Source organism: Lysinibacillus sp. DFXJR4 (assembly GCF_057196045.1).
In genome coordinates, this window is sequence record NZ_JBXUNW010000001.1 from 430,052 (window position 1) to 455,837 (window position 25,786).

General features: G+C 39.0%; 19 protein-coding genes. 11 read left to right on the forward strand and 8 right to left on the reverse strand.

Translation table 11 applies throughout. The features are described 5' to 3' along the window. Positions 1-138: 138 nt before the first annotated feature. Positions 139-774, reverse strand: a complete 636-nt coding sequence (locus tag AC2CGN_RS02080) for a GntR family transcriptional regulator (RefSeq protein ID WP_054772273.1) — start codon at positions 772-774, stop codon at positions 139-141. 268 nt (positions 775-1,042) lie between these two features. On the opposite strand from AC2CGN_RS02080, the gene AC2CGN_RS02085 reads away from it, so the two are divergent. The 4 genes from AC2CGN_RS02085 to AC2CGN_RS02100 are packed head-to-tail and all read left to right on the forward strand — an operon-like array spanning position 1,043 to position 4,563. Then, the gene (locus tag AC2CGN_RS02085) at positions 1,043-1,774 is read left to right on the forward strand and encodes a GTP cyclohydrolase II (RefSeq protein WP_429980856.1); all 732 of its coding nucleotides are present in this window, start codon (positions 1,043-1,045) and stop codon (positions 1,772-1,774) included. Between the two features lie 11 nt (positions 1,775-1,785). Next, a complete protein-coding gene (gene ribD, locus AC2CGN_RS02090; protein WP_484511802.1) occupies positions 1,786-2,895 on the forward strand; it encodes a bifunctional diaminohydroxyphosphoribosylaminopyrimidine deaminase/5-amino-6-(5-phosphoribosylamino)uracil reductase RibD in 1,110 nt (369 codons plus the stop codon). Then, positions 2,892-3,977, forward strand: coding sequence for an FAD-dependent monooxygenase (locus tag AC2CGN_RS02095; RefSeq protein ID WP_484511804.1), 1,086 nt, complete (start codon positions 2,892-2,894; stop codon positions 3,975-3,977). Before ribD ends, AC2CGN_RS02095 begins: the two co-directional genes overlap by 4 nt. Positions 3,978-3,993: 16 nt before the next feature. Next, positions 3,994-4,563, forward strand: a complete 570-nt coding sequence (locus AC2CGN_RS02100) for a 5' nucleotidase, NT5C type (RefSeq protein WP_484511806.1) — start codon at positions 3,994-3,996, stop codon at positions 4,561-4,563. Positions 4,564-4,602: 39 nt separating this feature from the next. Here AC2CGN_RS02100 and AC2CGN_RS02105 read toward each other — a convergent pair whose 3' ends face one another. The 5 genes from AC2CGN_RS02105 to AC2CGN_RS02125 form a co-directional block, all read right to left on the reverse strand. After that, a complete protein-coding gene (locus AC2CGN_RS02105) occupies positions 4,603-5,370 on the reverse strand; it encodes an IclR family transcriptional regulator (RefSeq protein ID WP_429990719.1) in 768 nt (255 codons plus the stop codon). Positions 5,371-5,479: 109 nt separating this feature from the next. Continuing rightward, on the reverse strand, positions 5,480-6,619 hold the full coding sequence (locus AC2CGN_RS02110) for a CaiB/BaiF CoA transferase family protein (protein ID WP_484511808.1): 1,140 nt from the start codon (positions 6,617-6,619) through the stop codon (positions 5,480-5,482). A 20-nt stretch (positions 6,620-6,639) separates the two neighbouring features. Continuing rightward, positions 6,640-7,446: an enoyl-CoA hydratase/isomerase family protein gene (locus AC2CGN_RS02115; protein WP_286924417.1), complete on the reverse strand. Its 807-nt coding sequence runs from the start codon at positions 7,444-7,446 to the stop codon at positions 6,640-6,642. 50 nt (positions 7,447-7,496) lie between these two features. Then, the gene (locus tag AC2CGN_RS02120; protein ID WP_484511810.1) at positions 7,497-8,573 is read right to left on the reverse strand and encodes an acyl-CoA dehydrogenase family protein; all 1,077 of its coding nucleotides are present in this window, start codon (positions 8,571-8,573) and stop codon (positions 7,497-7,499) included. Then, positions 8,570-9,724 carry an acyl-CoA dehydrogenase family protein gene (locus AC2CGN_RS02125; RefSeq protein WP_429980870.1) on the reverse strand — a complete coding sequence of 385 codons (1,155 nt, stop codon included), beginning with the start codon at positions 9,722-9,724 and terminating at the stop codon, positions 8,570-8,572. Before AC2CGN_RS02125 ends, AC2CGN_RS02120 begins: the two co-directional genes overlap by 4 nt. Before the next feature lie 220 nt (positions 9,725-9,944). On the opposite strand from AC2CGN_RS02125, the gene rpoN reads away from it, so the two are divergent. The 7 genes from rpoN to AC2CGN_RS02160 all read left to right on the forward strand — a co-directional run bounded on the left by rpoN (position 9,945) and on the right by AC2CGN_RS02160 (position 23,109). Next, positions 9,945-11,282 carry an RNA polymerase factor sigma-54 gene (rpoN, locus tag AC2CGN_RS02130; protein ID WP_429980872.1) on the forward strand — a complete coding sequence of 446 codons (1,338 nt, stop codon included), beginning with the start codon at positions 9,945-9,947 and terminating at the stop codon, positions 11,280-11,282. Positions 11,283-11,521: 239 nt separating this feature from the next. Further along, positions 11,522-12,937 carry an amino acid permease gene (locus tag AC2CGN_RS02135; protein WP_286924421.1) on the forward strand — a complete coding sequence of 472 codons (1,416 nt, stop codon included), beginning with the start codon at positions 11,522-11,524 and terminating at the stop codon, positions 12,935-12,937. Between the two features lie 1,281 nt (positions 12,938-14,218). Beyond that, the gene (locus tag AC2CGN_RS02140) at positions 14,219-15,865 is read left to right on the forward strand and encodes a sigma-54 interaction domain-containing protein (protein ID WP_484511813.1); all 1,647 of its coding nucleotides are present in this window, start codon (positions 14,219-14,221) and stop codon (positions 15,863-15,865) included. A gap of 249 nt (positions 15,866-16,114) precedes the next feature. Continuing rightward, positions 16,115-17,440, forward strand: coding sequence for an aminotransferase family protein (locus tag AC2CGN_RS02145; RefSeq protein WP_484511815.1), 1,326 nt, complete (start codon positions 16,115-16,117; stop codon positions 17,438-17,440). A 29-nt stretch (positions 17,441-17,469) separates the two neighbouring features. After that, on the forward strand, positions 17,470-18,867 hold the full coding sequence (locus AC2CGN_RS02150; protein WP_484511817.1) for an aldehyde dehydrogenase family protein: 1,398 nt from the start codon (positions 17,470-17,472) through the stop codon (positions 18,865-18,867). Positions 18,868-19,083: 216 nt separating this feature from the next. Next, on the forward strand, positions 19,084-21,108 hold the full coding sequence (locus AC2CGN_RS02155) for a hydantoinase/oxoprolinase family protein (RefSeq protein ID WP_484511819.1): 2,025 nt from the start codon (positions 19,084-19,086) through the stop codon (positions 21,106-21,108). Between the two features lie 24 nt (positions 21,109-21,132). Continuing rightward, complete coding sequence (locus tag AC2CGN_RS02160; protein ID WP_484511821.1) at positions 21,133-23,109, forward strand: hydantoinase B/oxoprolinase family protein; 1,977 nt, start codon at positions 21,133-21,135, stop codon at positions 23,107-23,109. A 53-nt stretch (positions 23,110-23,162) separates the two neighbouring features. On the opposite strand, the gene solA is transcribed toward AC2CGN_RS02160, so the two are convergent. Both solA and AC2CGN_RS02170 read right to left on the reverse strand, forming a co-directional pair. Next, positions 23,163-24,284: an N-methyl-L-tryptophan oxidase gene (gene solA / locus AC2CGN_RS02165; RefSeq protein WP_484511823.1), complete on the reverse strand. Its 1,122-nt coding sequence runs from the start codon at positions 24,282-24,284 to the stop codon at positions 23,163-23,165. A 113-nt stretch (positions 24,285-24,397) separates the two neighbouring features. Next, positions 24,398-25,744: a uracil-xanthine permease family protein gene (locus AC2CGN_RS02170; protein WP_484511825.1), complete on the reverse strand. Its 1,347-nt coding sequence runs from the start codon at positions 25,742-25,744 to the stop codon at positions 24,398-24,400. Positions 25,745-25,786: the final 42 nt, after the last annotated feature.

Consider the following 25,786-nt stretch of genomic DNA (forward strand, 5'->3'; position numbering starts at 1 on the left):
TAAATACTATTTGAGGATAATGATACCCAAAAATAAACAAGTAACAACTTAAGACTAACAAAGAGTTGTTACTTTTGTCAAATCGACAACCAAGAAAAAATCCGCTTGAACGCTGTGATATCAGCGCTTAAGCGGATTTTAATTTGGATATAAAAAGCTCTGAACACGAGCGAAACTTTCATCATTGCCAATAAAGTAAATAATATCACCTTCCTCAAACGAAACATATGGTCCAGGTGATAGTAATAATTCATTTCCTCGACGGATACCAACAATCGTACTAGATGTATTTTGCCAAAAATTTAAAGCTTGTACTGTTTGATGGATGCAAGGACTTTCGGCAGTCATTTCTAATTGGTAGGGGATAAACGGGTTGACGGATCGGAAATGTTCTGTTCGACTAATCAGCTGTTTCGTTTTATCCTGTAGGTTCAATAATTCTTGATGCTGCTTTTGAATACTAATCATCAGCTCACTTTGTAGCTCATGAACAGATTGTACATCCTGGAATTGTCGGACAAAATGGGCTGCCTTTTCGTATGATTTAATAATGACACCACTGCCTTTGGAAGCCTCTACAATTTCTAAGTCTTGTAAAACTGCGATAGCTCTTCTGGCTGTTTCTGCAGATACATTATATTGACTTGCAAGTGAGGATCTAGCATAAATTTTATCGCCAATACTATATTTTCTTTCTACAATTTTTGAAGCAAGATCAACCGCAATTTGCTGATATTTTGGCTGCTTCACCTGAACATTCTTTTCTAAGTTCATTCTAAACTTCCTTTCCATTACAATTACCTCAGCTTATTATAGACTAGCCTGCACAGAAAAAATAGCATCTCCATAAGCTATTAGTATATCATTAAAATGTCTTATAGCAGTTTTCGTTCCTATATATATTTAGCTATAGAATAGGAACAGTTATTTGACAGTTTTTAGTTATTATTATAAACTAAGTTACGTTATGTAAGTAATGTGAAAATACACGTGCTCAGTTAGTGGAATGAACTAGCTGTTACAATAGAAGGTTGGAGAAAAAATGACAATTACAACAAAAGTTATGGATATAGTGAAAGATAAAATGATCATTGTACAACACTCTAAAACAGAAAATATTTGCCTAGTTGGACCAGTCAAGTTACCGGTGAAACAAGGTGATTTTTCAGCCGTTTTTCAATGGTATAACTGGCTAAAAATGGATACAAGTTTATCGAAAGAAGAAATCATTGACGGTTTAGCTTCTGCTAATTTAGCTTTCTCACAACAATCATCGGTTCTTGTTTATGGTGATTTTCCCCATACAGACGATGCTTTAATCCGGATGCATAGTATATGTCATACAGGTGACATCTTTGGCAGTCAGCGCTGTGACTGTGGCTATCAATTACATGAATCGATGAAAATGATTGTGGAGCATGGCTGTGGAGCTATTTTTTATTTAGCGGATCATGAGGGGCGTGGCATTGGTTTATTCTCCAAATCTCTTGCCTATTTATTACAGGAAGAGGGATTGGATACAGTTGAGGCTAATCATGCACTAGGCTTCTCAGACGATACTCGTTCCTATGAAGAAGCAATTACAGTATTAGGTGCCCTACGTTCAAAGCCAGTTACGCTTATTACGAATAATCCGAAAAAGCTTGCAGCATTACAGGCTCATGGCTTAGCAGCAGAAGGACATGTCCCATTATGGGGAGGTTTGACAGAAACAAACAGTTTTTATTTAAATACAAAAGTTGAAAAATCTGGACATATACGAGAAGAGAAGTGAGGTGAGCTACGATGACGACAGACGAGAAATATATGCAATTAGCACTGGATCTAGCCGCTAGTGCAAGAGGCAATACGAACCCCAATCCACTTGTTGGGGCAGTAATCGTAAAAGACGGCATTATAGTAGGCACAGGCTTACACAGAAAAGCGGGTGAACCACATGCGGAGGTACATGCTTTTCGTATGGCTGGAGAACATGCGAAAGGTGCCACGCTTTATGTAACACTTGAGCCATGTTCACATTATGGAAAAACACCTCCTTGCGCGAATTTAGTGAAGGAATCTGAAGTTAAGCGCGTTGTTGTTGCCATGCAAGATCCCAATCCTGCTGTTGCTGGACGTGGAATTCAGCTGCTACGTAATGCAGGGATTGAGGTAGCTGTGGGCGTATTAGAGGAACAGGCACAACGCTTAAATGAACGTTTTATTCATAATATGTTAACAAAACGACCATTTATCATTTCAAAGTACGCGATGACCTTAGATGGAAAAATCGCGACTCATACAGGACATTCTAAGTGGGTAACAGGGGAGGCGGCTCGTCAGGATGTTCATCATATTCGACATCAAGTTGATGGGATTTTAGTTGGTGTTGGCACGGTGATAGCAGACAATCCTTCCTTGACAACAAGGTTACAAGAGGGATACGGGAAAAATCCGGTACGTATCATTATGGATAGCACACTCCGTATTCCAGCACATGCTCATGTCCTAGATGTAAAAGAAGCAGACACAATTATTGTTTGTGATGAGGATGCAAGTTTAGAGAGAATAACAGCCTTACAAGAACAAGGTATAACTGTTATGAAGGTGCGCCGTAATCAAGAGGGCCTTATGATTGATGATATGCTTGATAAGCTCTATCAATATGGTATTACTGATATTTTAGTGGAGGGTGGCAGCACAGTAAATGCCTCCTTTTTACAGCAGGGTGCCATTGATAAATTTGTCATTTATATAGCACCAAAAGTTCTTGGAGGAAAATTATCCTTAACACCATTTGCTGGTCCGAATCCTTTGACAATGGATGCATCATGGGATGTTGAAGTTGCCTCCTTTGAAAAGATTGGTCAGGATTTACGTATTATTGCTTATCCAAAGAAGGGTGAAGGCAAGTGAATTATCAAGCTGATGTTTGTATCGTAGGCGCAGGTCCAGGAGGAGCACTACTGTCTTATTTATTAGCAAAGAATGGCCTATCAGTTATCCTATTAGAGCAAAATGTAGTACTTGGTCAGGCATTTCGTGGCGAGCATTTAAATGAGGAGGGGGAGGCTGTTTTGAAAAGTCATCAGCTTTTTGAAGCAGTCGAAGCACTTGGTATATTACGTATGGAGAAGCTTGAATATTACGCAGAAGGGAAAGCTTTTAAAACAATCTTTCCTGATGAAGCTGTTGGGCATTTAGGAATTCATGTACCCCAAGCAAATTTATTACAGGGAATTTTACAAAAAGCACAGCAATTTCCTCATTTTTCATGTCTCCTACATACAAAAGTAACACAGCTTCTACAGGACTCTTCAGGTAGGTATATAGGCGTTGTAGCAACAAAAGATAGGGAGACTATTGAAATTGGTAGTCAATTGATTATTGGGGCTGACGGTCGTTATTCTACTATTCGTAAGCATGCACAAATTGATATTCAAAAACGCAAGCATGGCTTTGACTTACTTTGGGCAAAAATTCTTGCCCCACATGGCTGGGAGCCGTCTATAAAAATGGCCTTAATTGGAGATAAGCAGCTATCATTGTTTACACAGGTTGGTGGCTTTATTCAGATAGGATGGAATATAGAGCAGGGAAGTTTTGCTCAATTAAAAAAACAGGATTTTACACCGTTTATCCATCAGCTTTCAGAGGCATTTCCAGAATTAGCAAACTCAGTAAAAACACATATCACCTCTTGGCATGATTTTGTCTTGCTTGACGTTTTCAGTAGCCGTTGTGAAAGTTGGGGAACAAAGGGTATTGCTTTGCTAGGGGATGCTGTTCACACGATGACACCAACAGGGGCATTTGGTCTTAACAGTGCGTTAAAGGATGCAGATTGTTTAGCATCGCTGTTAAAGAAAGAATCACTTGCTCAATTCGAGGTGAAACAATTCCAGGAAATGCGCACGCTAGCTATTGAGGAAGTTTTGGCAAAACAACTAGAGAAAGAGCAAACATTCGCGGCAAACTTTATCAACAAGGCGTCCTGAAAGGAAGAAAATAAACATGAAATTTGGCTTTGATATTGATGACACACTCATTAATTTACGTGCTCACGCCTTTTCCCTCTATAATCAAAAATTAGGTAAAAATATTCCGCAAGAAGTTTTTCAAGCATTGCAAAGGGTGGAGATTCATGAACCGTTTGGGTTAACAGAAACAGAGGGGGCGACAATGTGGAATCACTCCATGGAGGAAATCTATTTTACAGACTGTCCTTCCTTTGAGGGAGCCCTTGGGACACTTCAATTGTTAGCACAGCAGGGACATGAAATTTATTACATTACATCTCGTCCAAAGCAGTACTGTGCACGCACAAGGGAATGGATGGTAGCACAGGGCTTCCCAATCAAAGATAGTCACTTTTTCTGTGGTATGCAGGATATAGAAAAAGTAGAGATTATTCAGAAGCTTGCCTTAGATGTCTATGTGGATGATAAACCAGCAGTGTTAGAAACACTTGGCAATGTAGCAACAAAAGTAATCTTAAAAAATCAATCCTATAATCAGCAAGTAAATTTGCCACGATTGAATCATTGGAATGAGTTCCTTAAAATAATCCGTGTAAATGAATAAAAAAATCCCGAATGAGGTATGAGCTCATTCGGGATTTTTTTAAAATAATTGTTTTTCAATTTCTAAACCAACGCTTTGAATAGTGCGGATTAGGGTATCTTCATCATAGTCATTGTATCGCACTTCAGGTATGACCAATGACACCGAGGCAATAATTTGCTCGGAAGCATTTAAAATCGGAGCGGACAGCGAGCATGCACCTCGTACACGTTCACTTCTACTTTTTGCAAATCGTTGTTTACGAATCTGTAGTAATTCCTCCCAAAGCTGTTCTTTGGAAAGAATGGTTTTATCGGAAATTAGTTCAAGCTCAATACTCTCGACATAGTCCTCCGCATTTGACATAAAAGCGAGCAATGCTTTAGAGGAAGCGCCCGCATAAAGGGGAGAAGTGTCCCCAACGAACATCTTTGTTGAAAGCGGGTAGGTTGAATCATAGTTTAATATACAGCGTCTTTCCAATCCATCAATTATATTCATGGAAACACTCTCGCCAATTTCTTCATTTAATCTTTTTAAAATGGGCTCTGCAACAATAATTAGACTTGATTCTTCTTTAACTAAATTTCCTAAGTATAAAAGTGAATGCCCCAATTGATAGCGCTTTGTACGTTCATCTTTATGTAGAAAACCTTCATACACAAAGGTAGAAACGAAGCGCTGTAAACTAGAGATGCTTATCCCTGTTTTTTTACTTAACTCGGTAAGAGAAAGGCTAGGTTCATCTTTTGTGAAAGCTTTTAATACTTTAATAGCTTTGTGCAGTGATGACATTGTATAGTTTTTTTCGAAGATCTCTTGATTCATCTCAACACCTACTAAAAATCATATTTACAGGATATCAGAAAATCTGACCCTTTGTCTGAAGCTTTTATCTTAATAAGATAAAAATTACTTCTATTATAGCGTAAATTGATTAGAGGAGAGAGGATTTTTGGATTTCGTTTGTATGTTCTCCAAGTAACGGTGGTGCTAATTTGTATTGAATATTTAAATTGGAAAATTTCAATGGGCTTTTTATAAACTTGATGGTCCCGTATTGTTCGTGCTCTATTTCACCAATCATATCACGTGCAATCAACTGAGGTTGTGCTAATGCTTCGGCAATCGTATTTACACGACCACCAGGAATTTTATACTGCTGTAATAATGTGATCCATTCATCCCGAGTTTTTGTAATTGTGACATTAGCTATCATTTGTACAAGCTCAGCCTCATGCTGCTTACGAAGGGTATTTGATAAAAAGCGCGGATCCTTTGCCCATTCCTCATGCTTCAGCATCGCGCAAAACTTTTCAAATTGTCCATCTGTCCCAACACAAATCATTAAGGGACCATCCGCACATTGAAATACTTGATACGGGGCAACATTATTATGGCGATTCCCAAGACGCTGTGAGGAAAAGCCTGTATTTAAATAAGCACTTGCCACATTTGCTAGGCTACTCATTTGGACATCTAGTAAAGCTAAGTCAATAAATTGACCTTGATCAGTTTGGTCTCGTAGTCGTAAGGCAGCTAAAATACTAATCACAACATAATTAGACGTTAAAATATCTGCAATAGGTACACCCACCTTTGTTGCTTCACCCTCAGGGGAGCCGGTGACATGCATTAAGCCACTCATTGCCTGAATAACTGGGTCAAAGCCAGGTTCATGTGCAAGAGGACCAGTTTGCCCAAACCCTGTGACTGCACAATAAATAAGACGTGGGTTAACTTTTTTCAACTCCTCATAGCTTAGCCCCATTCGTGCCATATCCCCAGTTTTAAAGTTTTCAAGTACGATATCTGCATCTTTGACAAGATCTTTAAATCTTTCTCTACCCTCTGTTGTTTTTAAGTCTAGTAGGATCGATTTTTTATTTCGGTTAGCACATAGATAGTACGTACTTTGTTCTTGAACAAACGGTCCCCAATCTCGCATACTATCGGAGCCCTTTGGATGTTCAATGCGAATTACTTCTGCTCCTAAATCTGCCAACATCATGGAGCCAGCAGGGGCAGCATAAACGCGTGATAAGTCTAGTATTCGAATATTTTCAAGAGGTTGCATCGTTTCTCCTCCTACACACATCATTTATAAACAGGCTTACGTTTTTCTACAACCGCGCTAACACCCTCTTTAAAATCATCCAACTCTGTGACAATTGCCATTTGTGACGAAATATAATCAAGAGCAGTACGTAAATCCATGCGTTGACTTTGATAAACAGCACGCTTAATGAATTGTAGTGTTGTAGTTGGACGACTTGCTAAGTCCCTAGCATAATTCATTGTGTATTCGTCTAGCTCATGGTCATCCACAACAAATGTTACAACACCTTTGTCCTTTGCCTCATCAGCAGTTAGTACACGAGCTGTCCAGAACATATCTAATGCTTGATCAATACCAATTAATTTTGGTAAATAATAAGCTCCACCATCACCAGGCACGATAGCAACGTTAATATAGCTTTCTGAAATCTTTGTAGATTTAGCGGCAATCCGAATATCACACATTAAGGCCATATCAAGCCCAGCGCCCATTGCAAAGCCATGCACCTGTGCAATAACTGGTTTATCAATTTCTTCAAGGAGAAGGGGAATACGCTGAATTTTTTTCCAAAGTGAATTTTTTCGTGCTAAACCTGTAGAAGAGATATCTGCTTCGCTTTGGAAAAAGCCCTCACCAGCCTGCATTGCTTTAATATCGCCGCCCGCACAAAAAGACTTTCCATTACCTTTCACAATGACAACTCGAATATCGTTAGAATCGCGAACAATTTCAAGCGCTTTTATCCACTCAGTAATCATTTCTTCACTGAAAGCATTGTACGCCTCTGGTCTATTTAAAGTAATGGTTGCAATATGATCTCGCACTTCAAAAAGTAAATCAGTCATTGAAAAACACTCCCTTTAGGTTATTGGTTTGAATGTACTTACTGCAATCTTCATCCTTCTACATTGAGTAATGGGGAACTACTATTAGAAGTAGTCAAATACGCCCAAAGACTATCCTCGCTATTTTCCATTAGCTGTAATGCTACAATATTAGTCCAATAAGAGGAATCTACTCCTTCGTCGCGCCATGCCCAAAGTCTACGTGTAAATTGATGCAAACTATGCTCGTGGGTCGTACCGATGGCTGCATGGACTTGGTGGGAGATGGCTGTTACTGCTTGAATGATTTCTTCAAAACGAATGCGGGCGTATGCAACCTCGCTATTTTCATTGTTTGTAAGAAGGGCTTCAGTTACATTATTAAATGCCGCTAAAGCAATAGCCGTTTCACCTGCTAAGTGAACAATATGCTGCTGGACAAGCTGGAAGCGATGAATTGGTCGACCGAATTGCTCACGCTCCTTCGTATATTGAATGGTTAAGTCATTTATTTTATCGATAGCACCAGTCATCAGGGCTAATTGAAAGGCAGTACAGAGTGTTGTTAATTTGTGTATTTCGTCAGGAGATAACACAGTAGACAATTGTGAAACTAGTGCTTGTTGGAATGTCACAGTATCACGCGGTTCGCCTGCTAAATTTGTACCTTGTTTAATGTCAGCCTGACTTAAATCTATTACTACTAGATGTGTACCCTCTGTACTATAAGCAAGTGTTACTAGGTGCTTCACGTGACGTGCCCAAGGTATATGATGAGCCTGACCTGTTAATGTCCCGTTCTCTAACGTAAAGACTTGGTTCGTAGATAACCTATATGTCGCTAAACCTTCTAGTACCTGTAAGTTTAAATACTCCAGTAAATAGTTCGCAAAGGTTGTTTCAATAAATGGGATCGGAGCAGCGTATTTTCCAGTTAATCGAACAATATTCAGTAAATCTTCAATATCGCCGCCTGCACCTCCATTTTCTTCGGTAACGGCTACAACCGTCATACCATTTTCCGCCAATAATTCCCATAATGCCGGTGCCCAATCACCTTGTTCTACAGTATCAACTAAATCTTTATCGACATTTTCCTTTAACATACGTTCAACAACTTCCGTAATCATGTCTTTCATCTCACTCATTGTGCTACAACTCCTTTCGCTACAACGCCATACAATACCTCTGAAGTTCCACCTCTAATGGTAAAGCCTGGTGCATGTAAAATTGACTGGGCCATAAAGCGATCAATTTTACGATCGGCATCAAGTGAAGGATAAGTCTGTATGATTAGGCGTGTGATTTCGGGAATACTTTGCTCAAATTTCGTCCCTAGTGCTTTTACAAGTGCTGCTGGTATAGATACGTCCTCACTATTGCCAGATTCTAAAAGCTGAGCCACACCAATTGATAGATTTCTTAGACTCCAAAGACGAGCAACAATTTTAGATGCTTGCATTAATCCTTGTGAATTATTTTGGCGCTTTAGCTCTTGAATAAGCTCATCAATTAATGGGAATGTGCTCAATATTCGCTCTGGGCCACTACGCTCAAAGGCAAGCTCTGCTAATCCTTGAGCCCAGCCATTACCGATTTCCCCAACTACCATACTGTCTGGTACAAAAACATTATCAAAGAATACCTCATTGTAATGGTGCTCACCAGTTAAATATTTTATGGGAACAATGGTTATACCTTGTGCTTGTAAATCGATGATAAGCTGACTTAGGCCAGCATGCTTATTTTTCCCATCAAACGGACTCGTACGTACTAAAGTGACCATATAATGACAAAGGTGAGCGTTACTCGTCCATATTTTTTGCCCATTTACAATCCAGCCACCTTCTACTTTTTCAGCACGTGTAGTGACTGAAGCTAGGTCAGAGCCACTATTAGGTTCACTTAAGCCTATGCCAAAGTAGCATTCGCCTTTCACAATCTGTGGTAAGAAAAATTCACGCTGTTCTTCTGACCCATAACGTAAAAGAAGAGGACCTGTTTGGCGGTCGGCAAACCAATGTGCTGCAACAGGGGCGCCAACGGCTAAAAATTCTTCTGTTAAAATATATCGATCAATAGTACTTCGCTCTTGACCACCGTATTTTTTTGGCCAAGTTAAGCCAATCCAACCTTGTTGACCTATTAATCTGGAAAACTCAGGATCGTCTCCGCTTAACCAAGAATCACATTTCGGTGTGAAGGTTCCTTTTGCTAATTCATCCTGTAGAAAAGCTCTGACCTCTACACGAAATTGTTCCTGTTCTTCTGTAAATTGCACCGTTGGTAAATGAAGCATTTCATCATTCCTCCTATTTTACCGCAATGTGGTAACTGTTATTTTATATGTGTATTTTATGACTTCTTATGAATGGAGTCAATGTATTTTTTTTGAATTATTAAAAATTTCTTCACAGAGGAAAAAGTAATGAAGAGAAAATAATATTTTTAATTAAAAAATGGTAAAATGCAGAATAAACATGTTACTATGTAGAAAATTTTGTTGAGGAGGTAAGGGCGTGCAAATAGCTATAAAAACTTCACAAAAGGTTATGCAAGTTTTATCAGCACAGCTTGTACAGCATTTAGAAATACTGCAATACTCTACAAATGAGTTAGAACAGTTTATTTATGACAAAGCCAATGAAAATCCTCTATTAGTTGTTACTGACGCAGCGGTAAAAAGACAATATGAGGAAATTTCTCAATTAGCAAGCTATTCCGTTAAGAGTTTTTCCTCGCGCTATTATGAGCTAAAACGTAATTCATTTAATTTCCTTGAGATGGGGCTAGCTGCAAAAGAAAGCTATGAACGATTTTTATTGGAACAGGTGCCTTTGCATAAAAATCTTTCTACTATGGATTTAAAAATCTTGACGTTTTTAATTCAATCCTTAGACGATCGTTTATTTTTAGATGTGGATGTTGAATTGGTAGCTGATAAATTTAAAACAAGTTTTTTGCATGTAGAGGCATTATTGGACTTACTTCAAACATTTGAACCAGTAGGAGTAGGAGCACGGAATACAAAAGAATTTTTACTTATTCAGGTAGATAGGGATGAACTTGCACCCAATTTGACCTACCAATTTATCAAAGATGATTTAGAGTTAGTAGCTGCACAGGCCATCAAACAATTAAGTAAAAAATACAAAACACCCATACATGAAGTAAAAAATACTGTGGACTATATAAAAAATTTACAACCAGTGCTATCAGGAGACAAATTGGAAGCGATTCCATATATCATTCCCGAAATTGAAGTAGAAAAATTCGATGAGGAATGGTTGATTAAATTGAATCGGGGATATGTACCAGCCGTTACGATTGATCAACATTATGTAGAAATATTAAAGAATGACCCAAATTGTAAAACATATTTCCAAGACACAATGAAAGATGCTCTGTTATTGATACAAGGAATTGAGCAACGTGATAAAACAATTTATGAATTAACTAGATTACTAGTGAAATTACAAGAAGGTTTTTTCCATCAAGGAATGGAGGCTATAAAGCCCTTGCGTTTAAAAGATGTTGCGGACATATTAGGGTTACATGTGTCAACGATTAGTCGTGCTGTTCGTGGAAAATATATAAAAACCACCCACGGCGTATATGCTTTACAAACTTTATTTACAAAGGGCGTGATGAATAGTTCTGGAAAAATGGATTCGATTATGTATATTAAAAAGCGACTTAAACAGTTGATTGAAGGTGAAGATAAACAAAAACCTTTAACGGATCAGCTAATTACCAAAATATTAAGTGGCGAAGGTATTCAAATTTCTAGACGAACAGTAGCGAAGTATAGAGAAGAAATGAACATCATGAGCTCATTCAATCGAGCATATGGATAGATGATGTAAATAAAGTATCAATGATGTACATTTGCATCAAAATTTCGAAATCGCATATGAAGCTATTCAAGAACCAATCATTTTTAAAAGGCATCAATAAAGAGGTATGGATAGAGAGTGATTTATTATTTTTAATAATTGAATAGAGTTGGCATCCAATTTGCTCATTAAACAGTAGACATTGAATTAGAGGAAAGGGGCTAGTAAATGTCTACATAAAACACTAAAGGGGTGCTTTAATGGGAGCTTTGCAAAAATCACTGAAAACACGGCATATTACAATGATTTCCATTGGAGGGGTAATTGGTACAGGGCTATTCGTTGGTACAGGGAAAAACATTTTAAGCACTGGTCCAGCGGCAGTCGTTTCATATGCAATTGCATGCTTACTGATCGTTTTAATTATGCAAATGGTTGGAGAAATGGCAGCAGGAGAAATTGTGCTTGGGGAAAAGGCTAATGGTTCTGCAGAGTTAGGTTCATTTGCTTCATATGCAGGGAAGTATATTGGTCCATGGGCAGGCTTTACTGTTGGCTGGCTTTATTGGGCAAGTTGGGTATTTATTGTGGGGCTAGAAGCGGCACTTATTGGGGGAATGCTGCATAATTGGTTCCCGTTTATACCGATTTGGGTTGGGAGTATCGGTATCACATTGTTAATGACCATCATCAATATTTACTCTGTAAAATCATTTGGAGAATTCGAATATTGGCTTTCCTTCGTTAAAGTTTCAGCCATTCTCGTATTTTTAGTAGTTGGTCTAGCTATGATCCTGGGCATTTGGCCAAACTATGAGGCAAAGGGGTTAGGGATCTTAACAGAATTTGGTGGATTCGCACCAAATGGTATTGTCCCAATTTTCACTGCCATAGTTTTTGTCATTTTCTCAATTTGCGGTGCAGAGGTAGCGGCGATTGCAGCAGCAGAGTCTGAAAATCCAGCGAAAAATATTGTTCGTGCCATTCGCAATGTTGTGTTTCGATTAGGGCTATTTTTCGTAGGCTCAGTAGCTATTATGGTTTTAATTTTACCTTGGAATGATACAAAAATGTTGGCAGCACCATATGCAAATATTTTAACGCTGGCAGGGCTTCCTATTGCTGCTCAAGTTATACAAATCGTCATTTTTATTTCATTAATCTCAGTTTTAAATTCTGCACTGTATACAAGCTCCCGTATGTTGCTTGAAATGTCTCGTCAGGGTGATGCGCCGAAAATATTTTCGCAAATTAAAAATCGGCGAGGAGCACCGGTACCTGCCATTATCGGAAGTACATTGGTAGCGTATATCTGTGCGATGCTATATTTCATTTCACCTGAAGTTATCTTCTATTTTTTAGGTAATTGTGTTGGCGGATTGATGATTGCGGTTTATATTTTTATTGCTATTTCACAAATTCGTTTCCGACGTTATTATGACAAAGTTTCAAATGAGCCATTATCGATTAGAATGTGGTTATTCCCATATCTTTCTTATGTCACAATTGGAATTTTAACCGTTGTTTATTTATGCCAAGCGCTCATAGAATCTTTACGCTCTCAGTTTTATTTAAGCACATTAGTTTTAATACTCTCAGTTTTCCTGTTTATGATTATGCGAAAGCTGTCGACAAAACCAGAAGAAAAAATAGAGGAAAAGCTAGCCTCAGAGTAGAATAAATATGATGATGTTCCTAATCGTAGTGATTTAACTTCTTGCAGCAAATATCTTTTGTACCGAAAGCGTAGCGGCAGATGTTTTATGCGCGTAAGCGTAGCGGCAGGTACAGAAGTCTCCCACCTCTATAGGTGGTGAGATGAATGCGAATTTAAGCTACTTTTCAGAGGGTGTCCAAACTCCCGCTAAATTAAAGAACTCAGTCTAAGAACCCAACGTCCTGTGGCATTTAACTGTGCGAAAGCGAAGTGACAGCAACACGGTTTTAACTGTGCGAAAGCGAAGCGACAGCAACAATAACAACAACAACACACGACTGAGTGATCAACAACATGTTGCTGCCGCTACGTTAGCACTACGCTTTCGCACAAAAAACATTTGTTGGCCCAAAGCCTCCGGTGGATGTCACGGAATCGGAAAGGCGTTAATAAAGGATGTTAGCCTAAAATCATCGCATCCATGCGATAACTGCTAACTGACCTGCATCGGTAAAAAACGCCACGTCCTGTGGCTTTACCGAAATGACCGACATCGTGTCGGCCCTCACGCAGGCCTAATCACAAAGCCGATTCCGGACGCAATTATGCCGAGGCGTAATTGATATCAGCATATAAAAAATTCGCGACCATTCTCCGAGATAGCAAGCCAAGTAACAAAGCGAAGGTCTTAAGCACCTTTAGGCTTGCAAATTACCCGTAGAAGGAGAGCGAATTTTTTGTATGAAATTATTTTATCTTCACTCAGCAGCCCCCCACCTCTACAGATGGTGAGATGAATGCAGTTTTGGTTTTTTTACAGTGGGTGTCCAAACACCTACTGAAATAGAGGAACTCAGGCTAAGAACTTCACTTCCTGTGAAAACACATGAGTGACCAACATCATGTTGCTGCCGCTCCGTCAGCACTACGCTTTCGCACAAAAAAACAACATGTTGCTGCCGCTCCGTCAGCACTACGCTTTCGCACAAAAAAACAACATGTTGCTGCCGCTGCGTTAGCACTGCGCTTTCGCACAAAAAACAACATGTTGCTGCCGCTGCGTTAGCACTGCGCTTTCGCACAAAAAACATCATGTTGCTTTCCGCTGCGTTAGCACTGCGCTTTCACACAAAAAACATCATGTTGTTGCCGCTCCGTTAACACTGCGCTTTCGCACAAAAAACATCATGTTGCTGCCGCTGCGTTAGCACTGCGCTTTCGCACAAAAAACAACATGTTGCTGCCGCTACAATTACGCCATGGCGAAATTGATTTTCTAGTTTGAGAGGAAGTGGTCAATATGTCGATAACAGAACTTCATAAAGATGAACATTTTTTTCTTGTCAAAAATGATGAAGTAATTGTAAAAAGTGATATCCAAATAGAGCTGCTTAAAAAAATTATAAAAAAGTATAGTAAAGGGACAGAGACATATGAGGTAGAAGGCTATTTTATTCATGTATTAGAGACTTCACAGGGTAGCTTATTTAATATTAGACCATTAACGCAGTTTAGCCATTTTGATTTTATGAATCCTTTATCAAACAAAGTATTAAATTCCATATCAGATGGCATTACCATATGTGATAGCGATGGGAAAATATTATTTCAAAATGATATTGATATCGAAATTGTCGGTATTAATTTAATGGGGAGATATGCAAAAGACGCAATAGCTGAAGGATTAATGAGTGATTCTATATCCATGAAAGTCATCGAATCGAAAGAAAAAGTAACCATACTGCAAACGTTCATTAATGGAAAATGCTTTTTAGTGACGGGCAAGCCAATATTTAATGAAAAGGGTGAGTTGCAATACGTAGTAGCCATTACACGTGATATGACCCAGTTAAAACTACTAGAGACAGAAGTGAAAAAATTAGAGGTTCAAAATGAAAATTTTAAAAATAAGCTACAAGCATTACATAATAAAGAGGCGACACCAAGTAATTTAATCGCTGTGTCTCCTGCAATGATGGATGTTGTAAATCGCGTGATGAGAATTGCGGAGGTAGATTCTACTGTATTAATTGGTGGTGAATCGGGCGTTGGTAAAGAAGAAATTACAAAGCTAATTCATGCAAATAGTAGACGTAGCCATAAGCAAATATTAACGATTAACTGTAGTGCAATACCTGAAAATCTATTAGAAACCGAACTTTTTGGCTATGAGGGAGGAGCATTTACAGGAGCGTCGAGAGGTGGTAAGGCTGGGTTATTTGAAATTGCGTCAGGTGGTACAGTATTTTTAGATGAAATTGGAGAGATGCCTTTGCTACTACAGGCAAAATTATTACGTGTGCTCCAAGAGTCAGAGGTTCATCGTATTGGTAGTGGGAGGCCTATTTCTATTGATGTCCGCATTATTGCAGCAACGAATCGCAATTTGGCAGAAATGGTGAGACAAGGTAGTTTCCGTGAGGATTTATATTATCGTTTAAATATCATCCCCATTGAAATTCCACCATTAAGACAACGTCGTCAGGATATTATTCCACTAGTCCATCATTTTTTAGCTGTCATTGGAGAGAAATACGGTATTCATCGAACAATTGAGTCATCGGCCATGAAAATATTAGTGTCCTATGATTGGCCAGGAAATATACGTCAGCTTAAAAATATGGTGGAACGAATTTGCTTATTAGCTACACAGCCAGAAATAACAGTATATACGGTACAACAAGAATTAGATTGTAATACAACGAATATTCATGATATCGAAAATGTGGAGCAACTACCTAAATTACAGGAATCAGCTGTTACAACCATGTTTAGTGGCACATTAAAGGAGCAAGTAGCTGCTTTTGAAAAGCAAATTATAAAGCAGGCATTGTCTAAATATCCAAGTATTAGGCAGGCAGCCAAATCACTTGGCTGTGATCAGTCAACTTTAGTGCGTAAAATTCAAAAATTCCAATTAACAAGGCATATCTCTTATAAGGAGTAGTGATGTATTTCTGCATCAAATTTTCGATTTTGCATAGTAAATAGTAATAACACAACGGTGTTTAGTGACGTGATGCAACAAAAATGATGATCCGCATCATTAAAATGAATCAATAAATAAGAGATGAAAAGAGGTATTTTCGAATAAGAGAATGTCTCTTTTTATTTTTTGTGCTGAAAGCAAACAGTTGGCATGAGAGTTGCTAGTAAAAAAGTGTATGAAATTTTAAACGAAAAGAGGTTGGTATTGATGGCAATTCAATTAAAGGAAGAGCTAAAAACATTAGATCAAAAGCATTTTTTACATCCAACATCGTCAATTGAGCAACAGCAAACACAAGGACCAGCAGTTATTTTTACAGAAGGAACTGGAATTTATTTGAAAGATATCGAAGGAAATGTCTATATTGATGGGATGTCTTCTTTATGGAATGTAAATATTGGGCATGGCCGTCAAGAAATTGCAGATGTTGCGAAGGAGCAAATGTCCACATTAGCATTTAGCTCCTGCTTTGCAACATTTAGCAATGAACCGGCGATTCGTTTAGCAGCGAAAATTGCTTCTTTAGCTCCGGGAGATTTAAACACAGTATTTTTTACTTCAGGCGGCTCAGAGGCGAATGATACAGCCATTAAACTAGCACGTCATTACTGGTTACTAAAAGGACAGCCAAAGCGCCAAAAAATTATTTCACGTACACACTCCTACCACGGTGTAGCAATGGGCGCTACAAATGCAACAGGCTTACAAGCATTTCGTGATTTTACAAATTCACATGCTCCAGATTTCCACTATGTCTATAGCGAATCGGTACGTAATTTACGTGAAACGATTGAAGCGTTAGGTCCTGAGAATGTGGCTGCATTTATTTCTGAGCCTGTGCAAGGAGCAGGTGGAGTAAATATTCCACAAAGGGACTACTTTAGAGAAGTACGAAAAACTTGTGATGAGTACGGTATTTTATTGATTGCGGATGAAGTTATTACAGGATTTGGGCGTACAGGTAAATTTTTTGGGATGGAGCACTATGGTGTAGTGCCAGATATGATGAGCTTCGCAAAAGGCGTTTCGAGTGGCTATGCCCAACTTGGAGGAGTGGTGATATCAGAAAAACTGCATCAGGACTTTTGTGAGCTTTCCAAGGGTACATTAATGCATGGGTACACATACAGCGGTCATGCACTTGCTTGTCAAGTTGGCTTAAAAAATATTGAAATCGTTGAGCGTGAAAATCTCGTTGAAAATGCAGCGGTCATGGGTGATGCAATGTTAAAGGGATTCCAAGCGCTGCAGGAAAAGTATAGCTTTATTGGACGTGTGCGTACACTTGGATTGCTTGGGGCAATTGAATTAGTCAAAAGCCGTGAGACAGGTGAATTGTTTGAGTCCCCTCTTAGCCCAATTTTTGTACAGGAAACGATGAAGCGAGGGTTAATTCTTCGAACAGTTACGTATGATCAAGATACAGTTGTTTTTGCTCCGCCTCTTATTCTATCAAAAGTAGAATTGGACGAAATGCTGCGTATATTAGACGAAACGTTTGAATATATACGTAAAACTATCGTTGAAATATAGATTCAATCACTTTATAAAGGAGGAGTAATATGACAACAGTTATTAGAGAGGTACGAGAACAATTTAATCCAGCGAGACCAACCCAATGTATTGGCACTGTAGAACTTTTAACACTAAATGAAACGAAAGCAGTTGTTACTGCTGCTCATAATGCATTTGAAGACTGGAAAAATACATCATCTATTGCACGTGGAGAGATTTTACGACTAACAGCGGATCTGCTTGAAAAAAATATAGATCAAGTAGCTGAAATAGCTTCATGTGAAATGGGCAAAACGAAAAGTGAAATGCTCGGAGAAGTGAAACGAGGGGCTTCCATTTTGCGTTATTTTGCCCAAGAAGGGATGCGTGCTGTAGGTGAGGTGTTACCTTCTGCCAATGAATCAAAGATATTATACACAATGCGTGTGCCACTCGGTGTAGTTGCGGCGATCACTCCTTGGAATTTTCCTGTTGCCATTCCACTGTGGAAGATTGCTCCGGCATTAGTATATGGCAATACAGTTGTTTGGAAGCCATCTATTGAAGCAGCTTTAACCGGAAAATTAATAGGAGAATTATTTCAACAGGCAGGTTTACCAAAAAATGTGTTACATGTAGTCCAAGGTCGTGGCTCAAAGGTTGGGCAGGTTTTATTGGAGGCACCTGAAGTAAAGGCGATTACATTTACCGGTTCAAATAATGTCGGGCAAAGTATTTTAGATACTGCTGGACCAACGAATAAAAAAATTCAACTGGAGCTTGGAGGCAAAAATGCAGCCATCATTTTAGCGGATGCGAATATCAAACAAGCTGCAAAACTAACGATAGAAGGTGCTATGAAGCAAACAGGACAGCGTTGTACAGCGACTAGTCGAGTGTATATTGAGGAAGCGATTTATGAAGAAGTGCTCCAGCAGTTAATAGAAGAGGCTAAAAAAATAGAGGTTGGCGTAACAATGGGCCCTGTATCCTCGAAGGGACAATATGATTCTATTTTAGCCGCTATTGAAAAAGCACAACTAGATGGAGCTGAGCTTATATTTGGTGGTGGTCCGACTCAAGGTATGAAAGAGGGGTATTACATCGATCCAACCATTTTTACAAATGTAACACATGATATGGCGATTGCCCGTGAAGAAATATTTGGCCCCGTACTAGCTGTTATAAAGGTTAAGGATTATGAAGAGGCGATTCGCTTATCGAATGATTCCGATTTTGGATTAAGTGCTTCGATTTATACTACCAATATTCCAAAAGCTTTTGATTTTATTAATCGCAGTGAAGTGGGACTTGTACAGGTGAACGATGAAACAGGAGGAGCCGAGCCCCAAGCGCCATTTGGAGGAATGAAAAACTCAAGTACTGGTGCCCGAGAGCAGGGGCAGGCGGCGAAGGAATTTTTTACAACCTTCAAAACAATTACAATTGGTACAAAAGTTGAATAAAAATCTAACTCATCTTGAAATTTAATAGCATGGTAGCCAAACAAAAACACATTCTATATGCCTCAGTGTAATGATTTCGGATTTTTCTCATAGTGACTGCTATCTTTTGAGGAAATCTAGCAGCATTCACTTGAGGCATTATCTTCATCAAAGAGGATTATTATGAAGAATTTTTGTGTATTTCATCAAACCAAGTAAACGAAAGAAGGTATAACTATGGCACAAAGTCGTTTAGCAATTGATGTTGGTGGAACGTTTACGGATGTATTTGTTTTTAATGAAGAGACGGGAGATATTTTTGTAACAAAAACCTCTTCAACACCTTCAAATCCAGAGCAGGGAATTTTAAATGGTGTTGTAAAAGCAGGGTTAGATGGGAAGAATATTAAAATTTTTTCTCATGGTACAACTGTTGGAACGAATGCTTTAATTGAACGAAAGCTTCCGAAAACAGCCCTGATAACGACAAAGGGTTTTAGGGATGTTATCGAAATTCGCCGTGGGACGAAGGAAGATATTTGGGATACGTACAAGGATACTGCTAGGCCCTATATTCAGCGGAGAGATCGGTTTGAAGTAGGAGAACGCATAGATTATGAAGGGAACATTATTCAAGCTATTGATGAAGAGGAGGTTCGGATTTTAGCCAAGAAATTAAAGCGTAGAGGTACACAGTCTATTGCGGTTTGCTTCCTCAATGCCTACGTCAATGGAGAGAATGAGCTGAAAGTCAAAAAAATTTTAAAAGAGGAACTACCGGATGTCTATGTTTGTATTTCAAGCGAGGTACTTCCTGAAATTTTCGAGCATGAGCGGATGAGCACGACGATTATCAACGCCGTTCTCGGACCAATTATGAGTAAATACATCAGTAAGTTAAGCAATGAAATGCAGAAAAAGGGCTATGTGGAAGAAATTTTGGTGTTACATTCTGGTGGTGGTGTCATGACTTCAAGTACGGTTCCACGTTATGCGGCTAGGCTAGCAAGCTCAGGGATAGCAGCTGGTGCTATTGCCAGTAAGCATATCGCAAAGCTGTGTGGGTTTGACAATGCAATCGGCTTAGATATGGGGGGTACAAGTACAGATATTTCACTTATGTATAAGGGTGATATTCGCATTACAAAGGATTGGTCAATAGAATATGGTTATCCAATTGGTTTTCCAAGTATTGAAATACTAACAATAGGAGCAGGGGGTGGTAGCCTTGCATGGAAGGATGAGGGAGGCTCTTTACGTAATGGACCTCAAAGTGCAGGGGCAGTTCCAGGTCCAGCCTGTTATGGACGAGGGGGAACAGAACCAACGAACTCAGATGCTAATTTAGTATTAGGGCGTCTTGGCGTGGATTTATTGGATGGTACGATGCAATTAAACAAAGAAGCGGCAAGAGAAGCTGTGAAAAAAATAGCAAGCGCTTTCAATCAAACAATAGAGGAAGCAGCAAGTGCAATTATAGAAGTTGCAAATGCGAATATGAGCGATGCTGTAAGACTAATATCAGTTCGTAGAGGCTATGATCCACGAGATTTTGCACTTGTTGCTTTTGGTGGTGCAGGGCCATTACATGGTGCCTATTTGGCAAAGGATTTAAACATTCCGAAGGTTATTATTCCTACTCATCCAGGTGTAGCTGCTGCAATGGGCTGCCTACTTGTAGATGTTCGACATGATATTTCTAAAACGTATGTGAAGAAAGTAGAGGAGGTAACTGCTGAAGAACTGACCAAGCAATTTGGTGCATTACGTAAAGAAGCAGCAACATTATTAGAAGAGGAAGGGATAGCAGAAAGTACCTCATCCTTGACGAATTATATAGATCTCCGTTATAAGGGGCAATGGCGATCTCTTGCTGTACTTGTAGCAGATGAAATAACTTCTCTAGATGTAATACTAGAAGCCTTTCATCAAGAGCATGAACGAGAATTTGCATTTTCCGATAAGGAGCAAGCTGTTGAAATTTTCGGCCTACGTGTTACGGCGATTGGAACAGTACCAAAGCCTGATTTTCCTCAATATGCTCCTGAGGGCTCTTTAGAAGATGCATTCAAGGAAACGCGCTCTGTTTTTTTTGAGGGTAAATATTTTGAAACAAACGTGTACTATCGCGATAAAATACCAGTTTACACACAATTTGCTGGGCCAGCCATCATCGATCAACTCGACACAACGACTGTTATTCCACCTGGTTTTACAGCAGAGGTTGATGCATATAGAAATATCATTATTACGGTGAACTAATATTCCATAAGGAGGAATTGAGTGATGAGTACAACGAATTTAGAGACACCTCATAGGGTCCAAAATTTAGACCCAGTAACATTTGAAGTGTTGAAAAACGGTTTTGTGAACTTAGTTGATCAAATGGCTGAACAAATGCTGCGTACATGTTATTCGTTTGTTATCTATAATCGAGACTTCAGCTGTGCATTATGTGATGCACAGGGAAATACAGTAATGCAGGGAACCCAAGATATTTCAGTACATGTCGGGACATTACATTTAACCGCAAAAGCTATCTTAGAGGATTTCTCTGATGATATTCATCCTGGCGATGTATTTCTAGTGAATGATCCTTATCGTGGTGGCACACATTTTAGCGATGTTCGTGTCATTTTACCAGTATTTCATGATGAAAAATTAATTGCCCTTATGCAAACGAATGGACACTGGGCAGATGTCGGTGGCTCTAATCCAGGTTCCTTTGATATTACTGCAAGGGAGCATTACGGAGAAGGATTGCGGATTCCACCTGTACGCATATATAGTAAAGGTCAATATTTAGCAGATGTTGTAAAAATCATTGTCATGAATATGCGGATACCAGAGGAGCGGATAGGCGATTTACGTTCTCAGGTGGAAGCAGCAAAAGTTGGGGAGAAGCAGCTCAAGGAAATGATTGAAAAGTACGGTATAGATACAGTGCTAGTGGCCTTTGGAGAGGTGCAAAATTATGTTGAACGATTAATGAAGGCGAAAATAAAAGCTTTACCCAAAGGCCAATGGGAAACGGTGGACTATATTGACATGGACCCACAAGTAGGAGATGGCCTTATCCCAATCCATGTAAAAATGACCATTACTGAGAGGGAAATAGCGTATGATTTAAGTAACTCTCATCCTTATATAAGCTGCTTTTTAAATGCGGGATTTGGCTCAGCCCTTTCTGGTACTTATGCAGGCACTAAAACATTCTTCCCGGATATCCCCCTAAATTCAGGATTCTATCGGGTTGTGAAAATTTATCTTCCTGAAAACTCTGTCGTTAATGCTCCTAGCCCCGTTGCCGTCTCTGGCTATTGTTCTGGAGCGTTTGAGAAAATTATGAATGCTTGCTTCGAATTATGGTCAAACATTATGCCTGAACGCGCTATCGCATGTTCATTTAATTTAGAGTATTTATTAATAGGTGGGTATGATCAGCGTCAGGATAGTAGTGAATATTTTATGTGGTATGACTGGATGGCTGGCGGGCATGGTGGGCGTATTGATCGTGATGGTGCCAATACAACCTCACCAGTGTTTGGAGTAGGGCTAAGTGTACAGCCATGTGAGGGGCAAGAGCGATTGTCACCAGTTATTACAACAAAGCATGAAATTATAATAGATTCTGCAGGTCCAGGTAAGTACCGTGGTGGTTGTGGTGTCGAGAAGGGAGGCATTTTAACAAATGTTAACCAAACCGTGATGTCCTATTGCTGTGATCGCTCACGCTCTATTACATGGGGAATTATGGGCGGCTTACCCTCTATCGCACAGGGAGCTATTTTAAACCCAGGTAAAAAAAATGAATTATTTTTAGGTACAATTTTTTCCAATATCGAACTGAAAAAAGGAGACTCCTTTACTCGTCCTTCGGCTGGTGGAGGAGGCTTAGGGGACCCGTTAGCACGAGATATAAATGCTGTATTAGAGGATGTTATTGATGAATATGTTTCAATTGAGCGTGCGAAGCTTGATTATGGAGTTGTGATCCATGAAATTGATCGTGATATCGATGCGTTTGAAGTAGATATAGCTGCCACATTAAAAGAACGCGACTATATTCGCCAAAATCGTCATAGATGGCTAGAGACAAATCCTCTTCTAGTGGAGCAGATGTATAATAATGGAGAAATTAATCAAATGGATGTTATCCGAAGATATGGCGTTGTGATGGATTATCAAACAAATAAAGCATTACCAATTTCAACAGAGCAATACAGAGAGTCAATGAAGAAACGCTCTTTAGCCTTTTGGTAAACAACTATAGAGAGTAGTTTAGGCTACTCTCTAGTGCATTTATATAAATAAGTTTACTTATTAAAACGATCTATCTTAAAAAGGGATAAATCCTGCTTGCTTTGTCCATTTAGTATTAACTCTGTGAGTACTTCACCAACTGCACTGCTGAATTTAAAGCCATGCCCAGAAAAGCCCGCTGCTACGATAATGTTTTGATGCTCAGGTAAAAAGTCGATAATAAAGTCTTCATCTGGTGTCATTGAATACTTGCACGTTTTTCCATAATTTAACGCCCCGTGCTGTGGCATAAATTGCTGAATAAAGTTAAGTAAGTCAATTGAGTCCTGTTCGTCAAACGGACGAAGTGGATCATTTGGATTGATTACCTCGCCACCATCATGGCGACCAAGCTTTAGTCCAACACCATCAATGCTTGGAAATCCATAGTATGTGGAATCTTCCAATTCAAAACAATAGGCTGGAAATACATTTTCACCATAGAGCTGTTCATCTGCTTCAAACCAAGCAAAGGTTTTTCTAGTAGGTGTAACAGGGATAGGAATGCCCATTGTTTGTAATAGCTCTGTGATCCAAGCACCAGCAGTGACAATCAACTGCTTCGACTCGTAAATATTATTTTCGGTTTGTACCTTTACAATGCTTCCCGCTTGAATAGACTGTACTTTTTCATTCGTATGTAATGCTGCTCCTGCCTCCATTGCTAATTTTTTATAGGCATGAATGCAGGCCTCTACACGAAGAACACCAGCAGTTGGCTCATAGCAAGCAACAAAGTTTTCGGGGACAAATAATCCTGGCCATTTTTTCATAGCTGTATCAGCAGAATATTGTTCTAGTGCTAAGTCATAAAGCTCGGCACTAGCTTTTACATTTTTAATAAAAGAATGACTTGGCTCTCCGACATTCACAACCCCAGTTTGTAGAAATAGGGATTCAGTTGATAAAGTTTCTAATTCCCTCCATAATTCACCTGCTCTTTTGACAAAAGGTACATAACTAGCCCCCTCACCATAGGCAAAGCGAATAATTCTTGTTTCTCCATGATGGCTACCTTCTTCATGTGGAGGATTAAGGGCATCAAGCATCAGAACATTTTTTCCTGCCTTTGCTAAATAATAGCCCGTTGCCATACCCATTGAGCCAGCCCCAATGATTATCACATCATATATCATATAATCCCTACTTTTTTGCTCTAGTATAACAAAATAATAGATAGGAAGACAGAAATTTTCGAAAATTTTATAGGAAAAAGCACAACTCTTCAAGAAGAATTGTGCTTCATTTCTTATTTCACTGTAGGCAATATTTTATTTAATGAAATGGCTACGATAGCTGCTGTTGCAATCGGTGAGCCCAGTAGATATTGTACGGTTGTTGGTAAAGAATAGAGGAAATCATCTGGGAGTAACGTTAATGCTAATGTTAAAATGACAGGAATAGCAATTACATACATTTCCTTTTCACCAATACTTTCATTTTTCATTACCTGTAAACCACTAATTGCGATAATACCACAGACGATTACAAAGATACCGCCAATTACTGCTGAAGGAATTGCAGAAATTAGAGCAGCTAATTTACCAGAGAAACCAAATAAGATAAACCAAGCACCAGCGGCAATAAATACTCGACGACTTGCTATACCTGTAATGGAAATAACACCTGCATTTGTTGAGTATCCAGTAACAGGAGTTGAACCAAGCAATGAAGCCACGAAACATCCAATTCCCTCCCCAATAACTCCTCGATTAATTTGTTTATCTGTCAATGGTTTATCGATAACATTACTCACGGCAAACCAAGTACCTGTTGTCTCTGCCAGTAAGACGATATAAATAATCACCATTGTTATAATGGCTGAAAAATTAAAGGTGAAGCCGAAATCTGCAAAAGGAATTTGTGGCATACTAAACCATTTAGCTTGTGATACGGCTGATAAATCTAAGACACCCATTACATTGGCTGCAATACAACCCACAATTAAAGCAATGATAACTGAGGCGATACGAAAGATTCGTCCTTTTTTATTGAAAATTGAGCCTAACATTACACAAATGATTAAGACTGCAGCTGAGATAAGCGCTAAATTGATGTTTTGGTTAATCGACGCACCTGCACCATTAAAGATATTATCACTTAAACCAACAGGCATTAAAGAAAGACCAACAACAAAGATAATCGTTCCTCCAACAATTGGAGGGATAAAGGTTTTAACGATTTTATTGAAAATCCCAGTATAGCCTAAAATAATAACGAAAATGGCACCGATTAAGCTAGCTCCTAGGATAGTGTTCCAGCCAAGCTGTCCGCTGCCACTTGCTGCATAAATCCCAACGATGGCTCCAAGAGGGACATAGGATGGACCTTGCGCAATAGGTAGCTTCATGCAAAAATGAGTTTGGATAATCGTAGCAATCCCTGCTGCGATAAAGGTAGATTGAATTAATGCACTTGCTTGTCCTGACTGTAACCCAATTAACATCGCAATTAGAAAAGGAACTACATAGACATCCATAGCCATGACGTGCTGTAAACCTAGTAAGGCTGATTGACTGTATGACACTTTTTCATCAGGTAAAACAGTTAATTGTGTTTTTCTTTTTTCGTTTAATTGATTATGTTGCGTTTCCACTAAGATGTCCACCTCTAAATATAAATTTATACTGTTAAATGA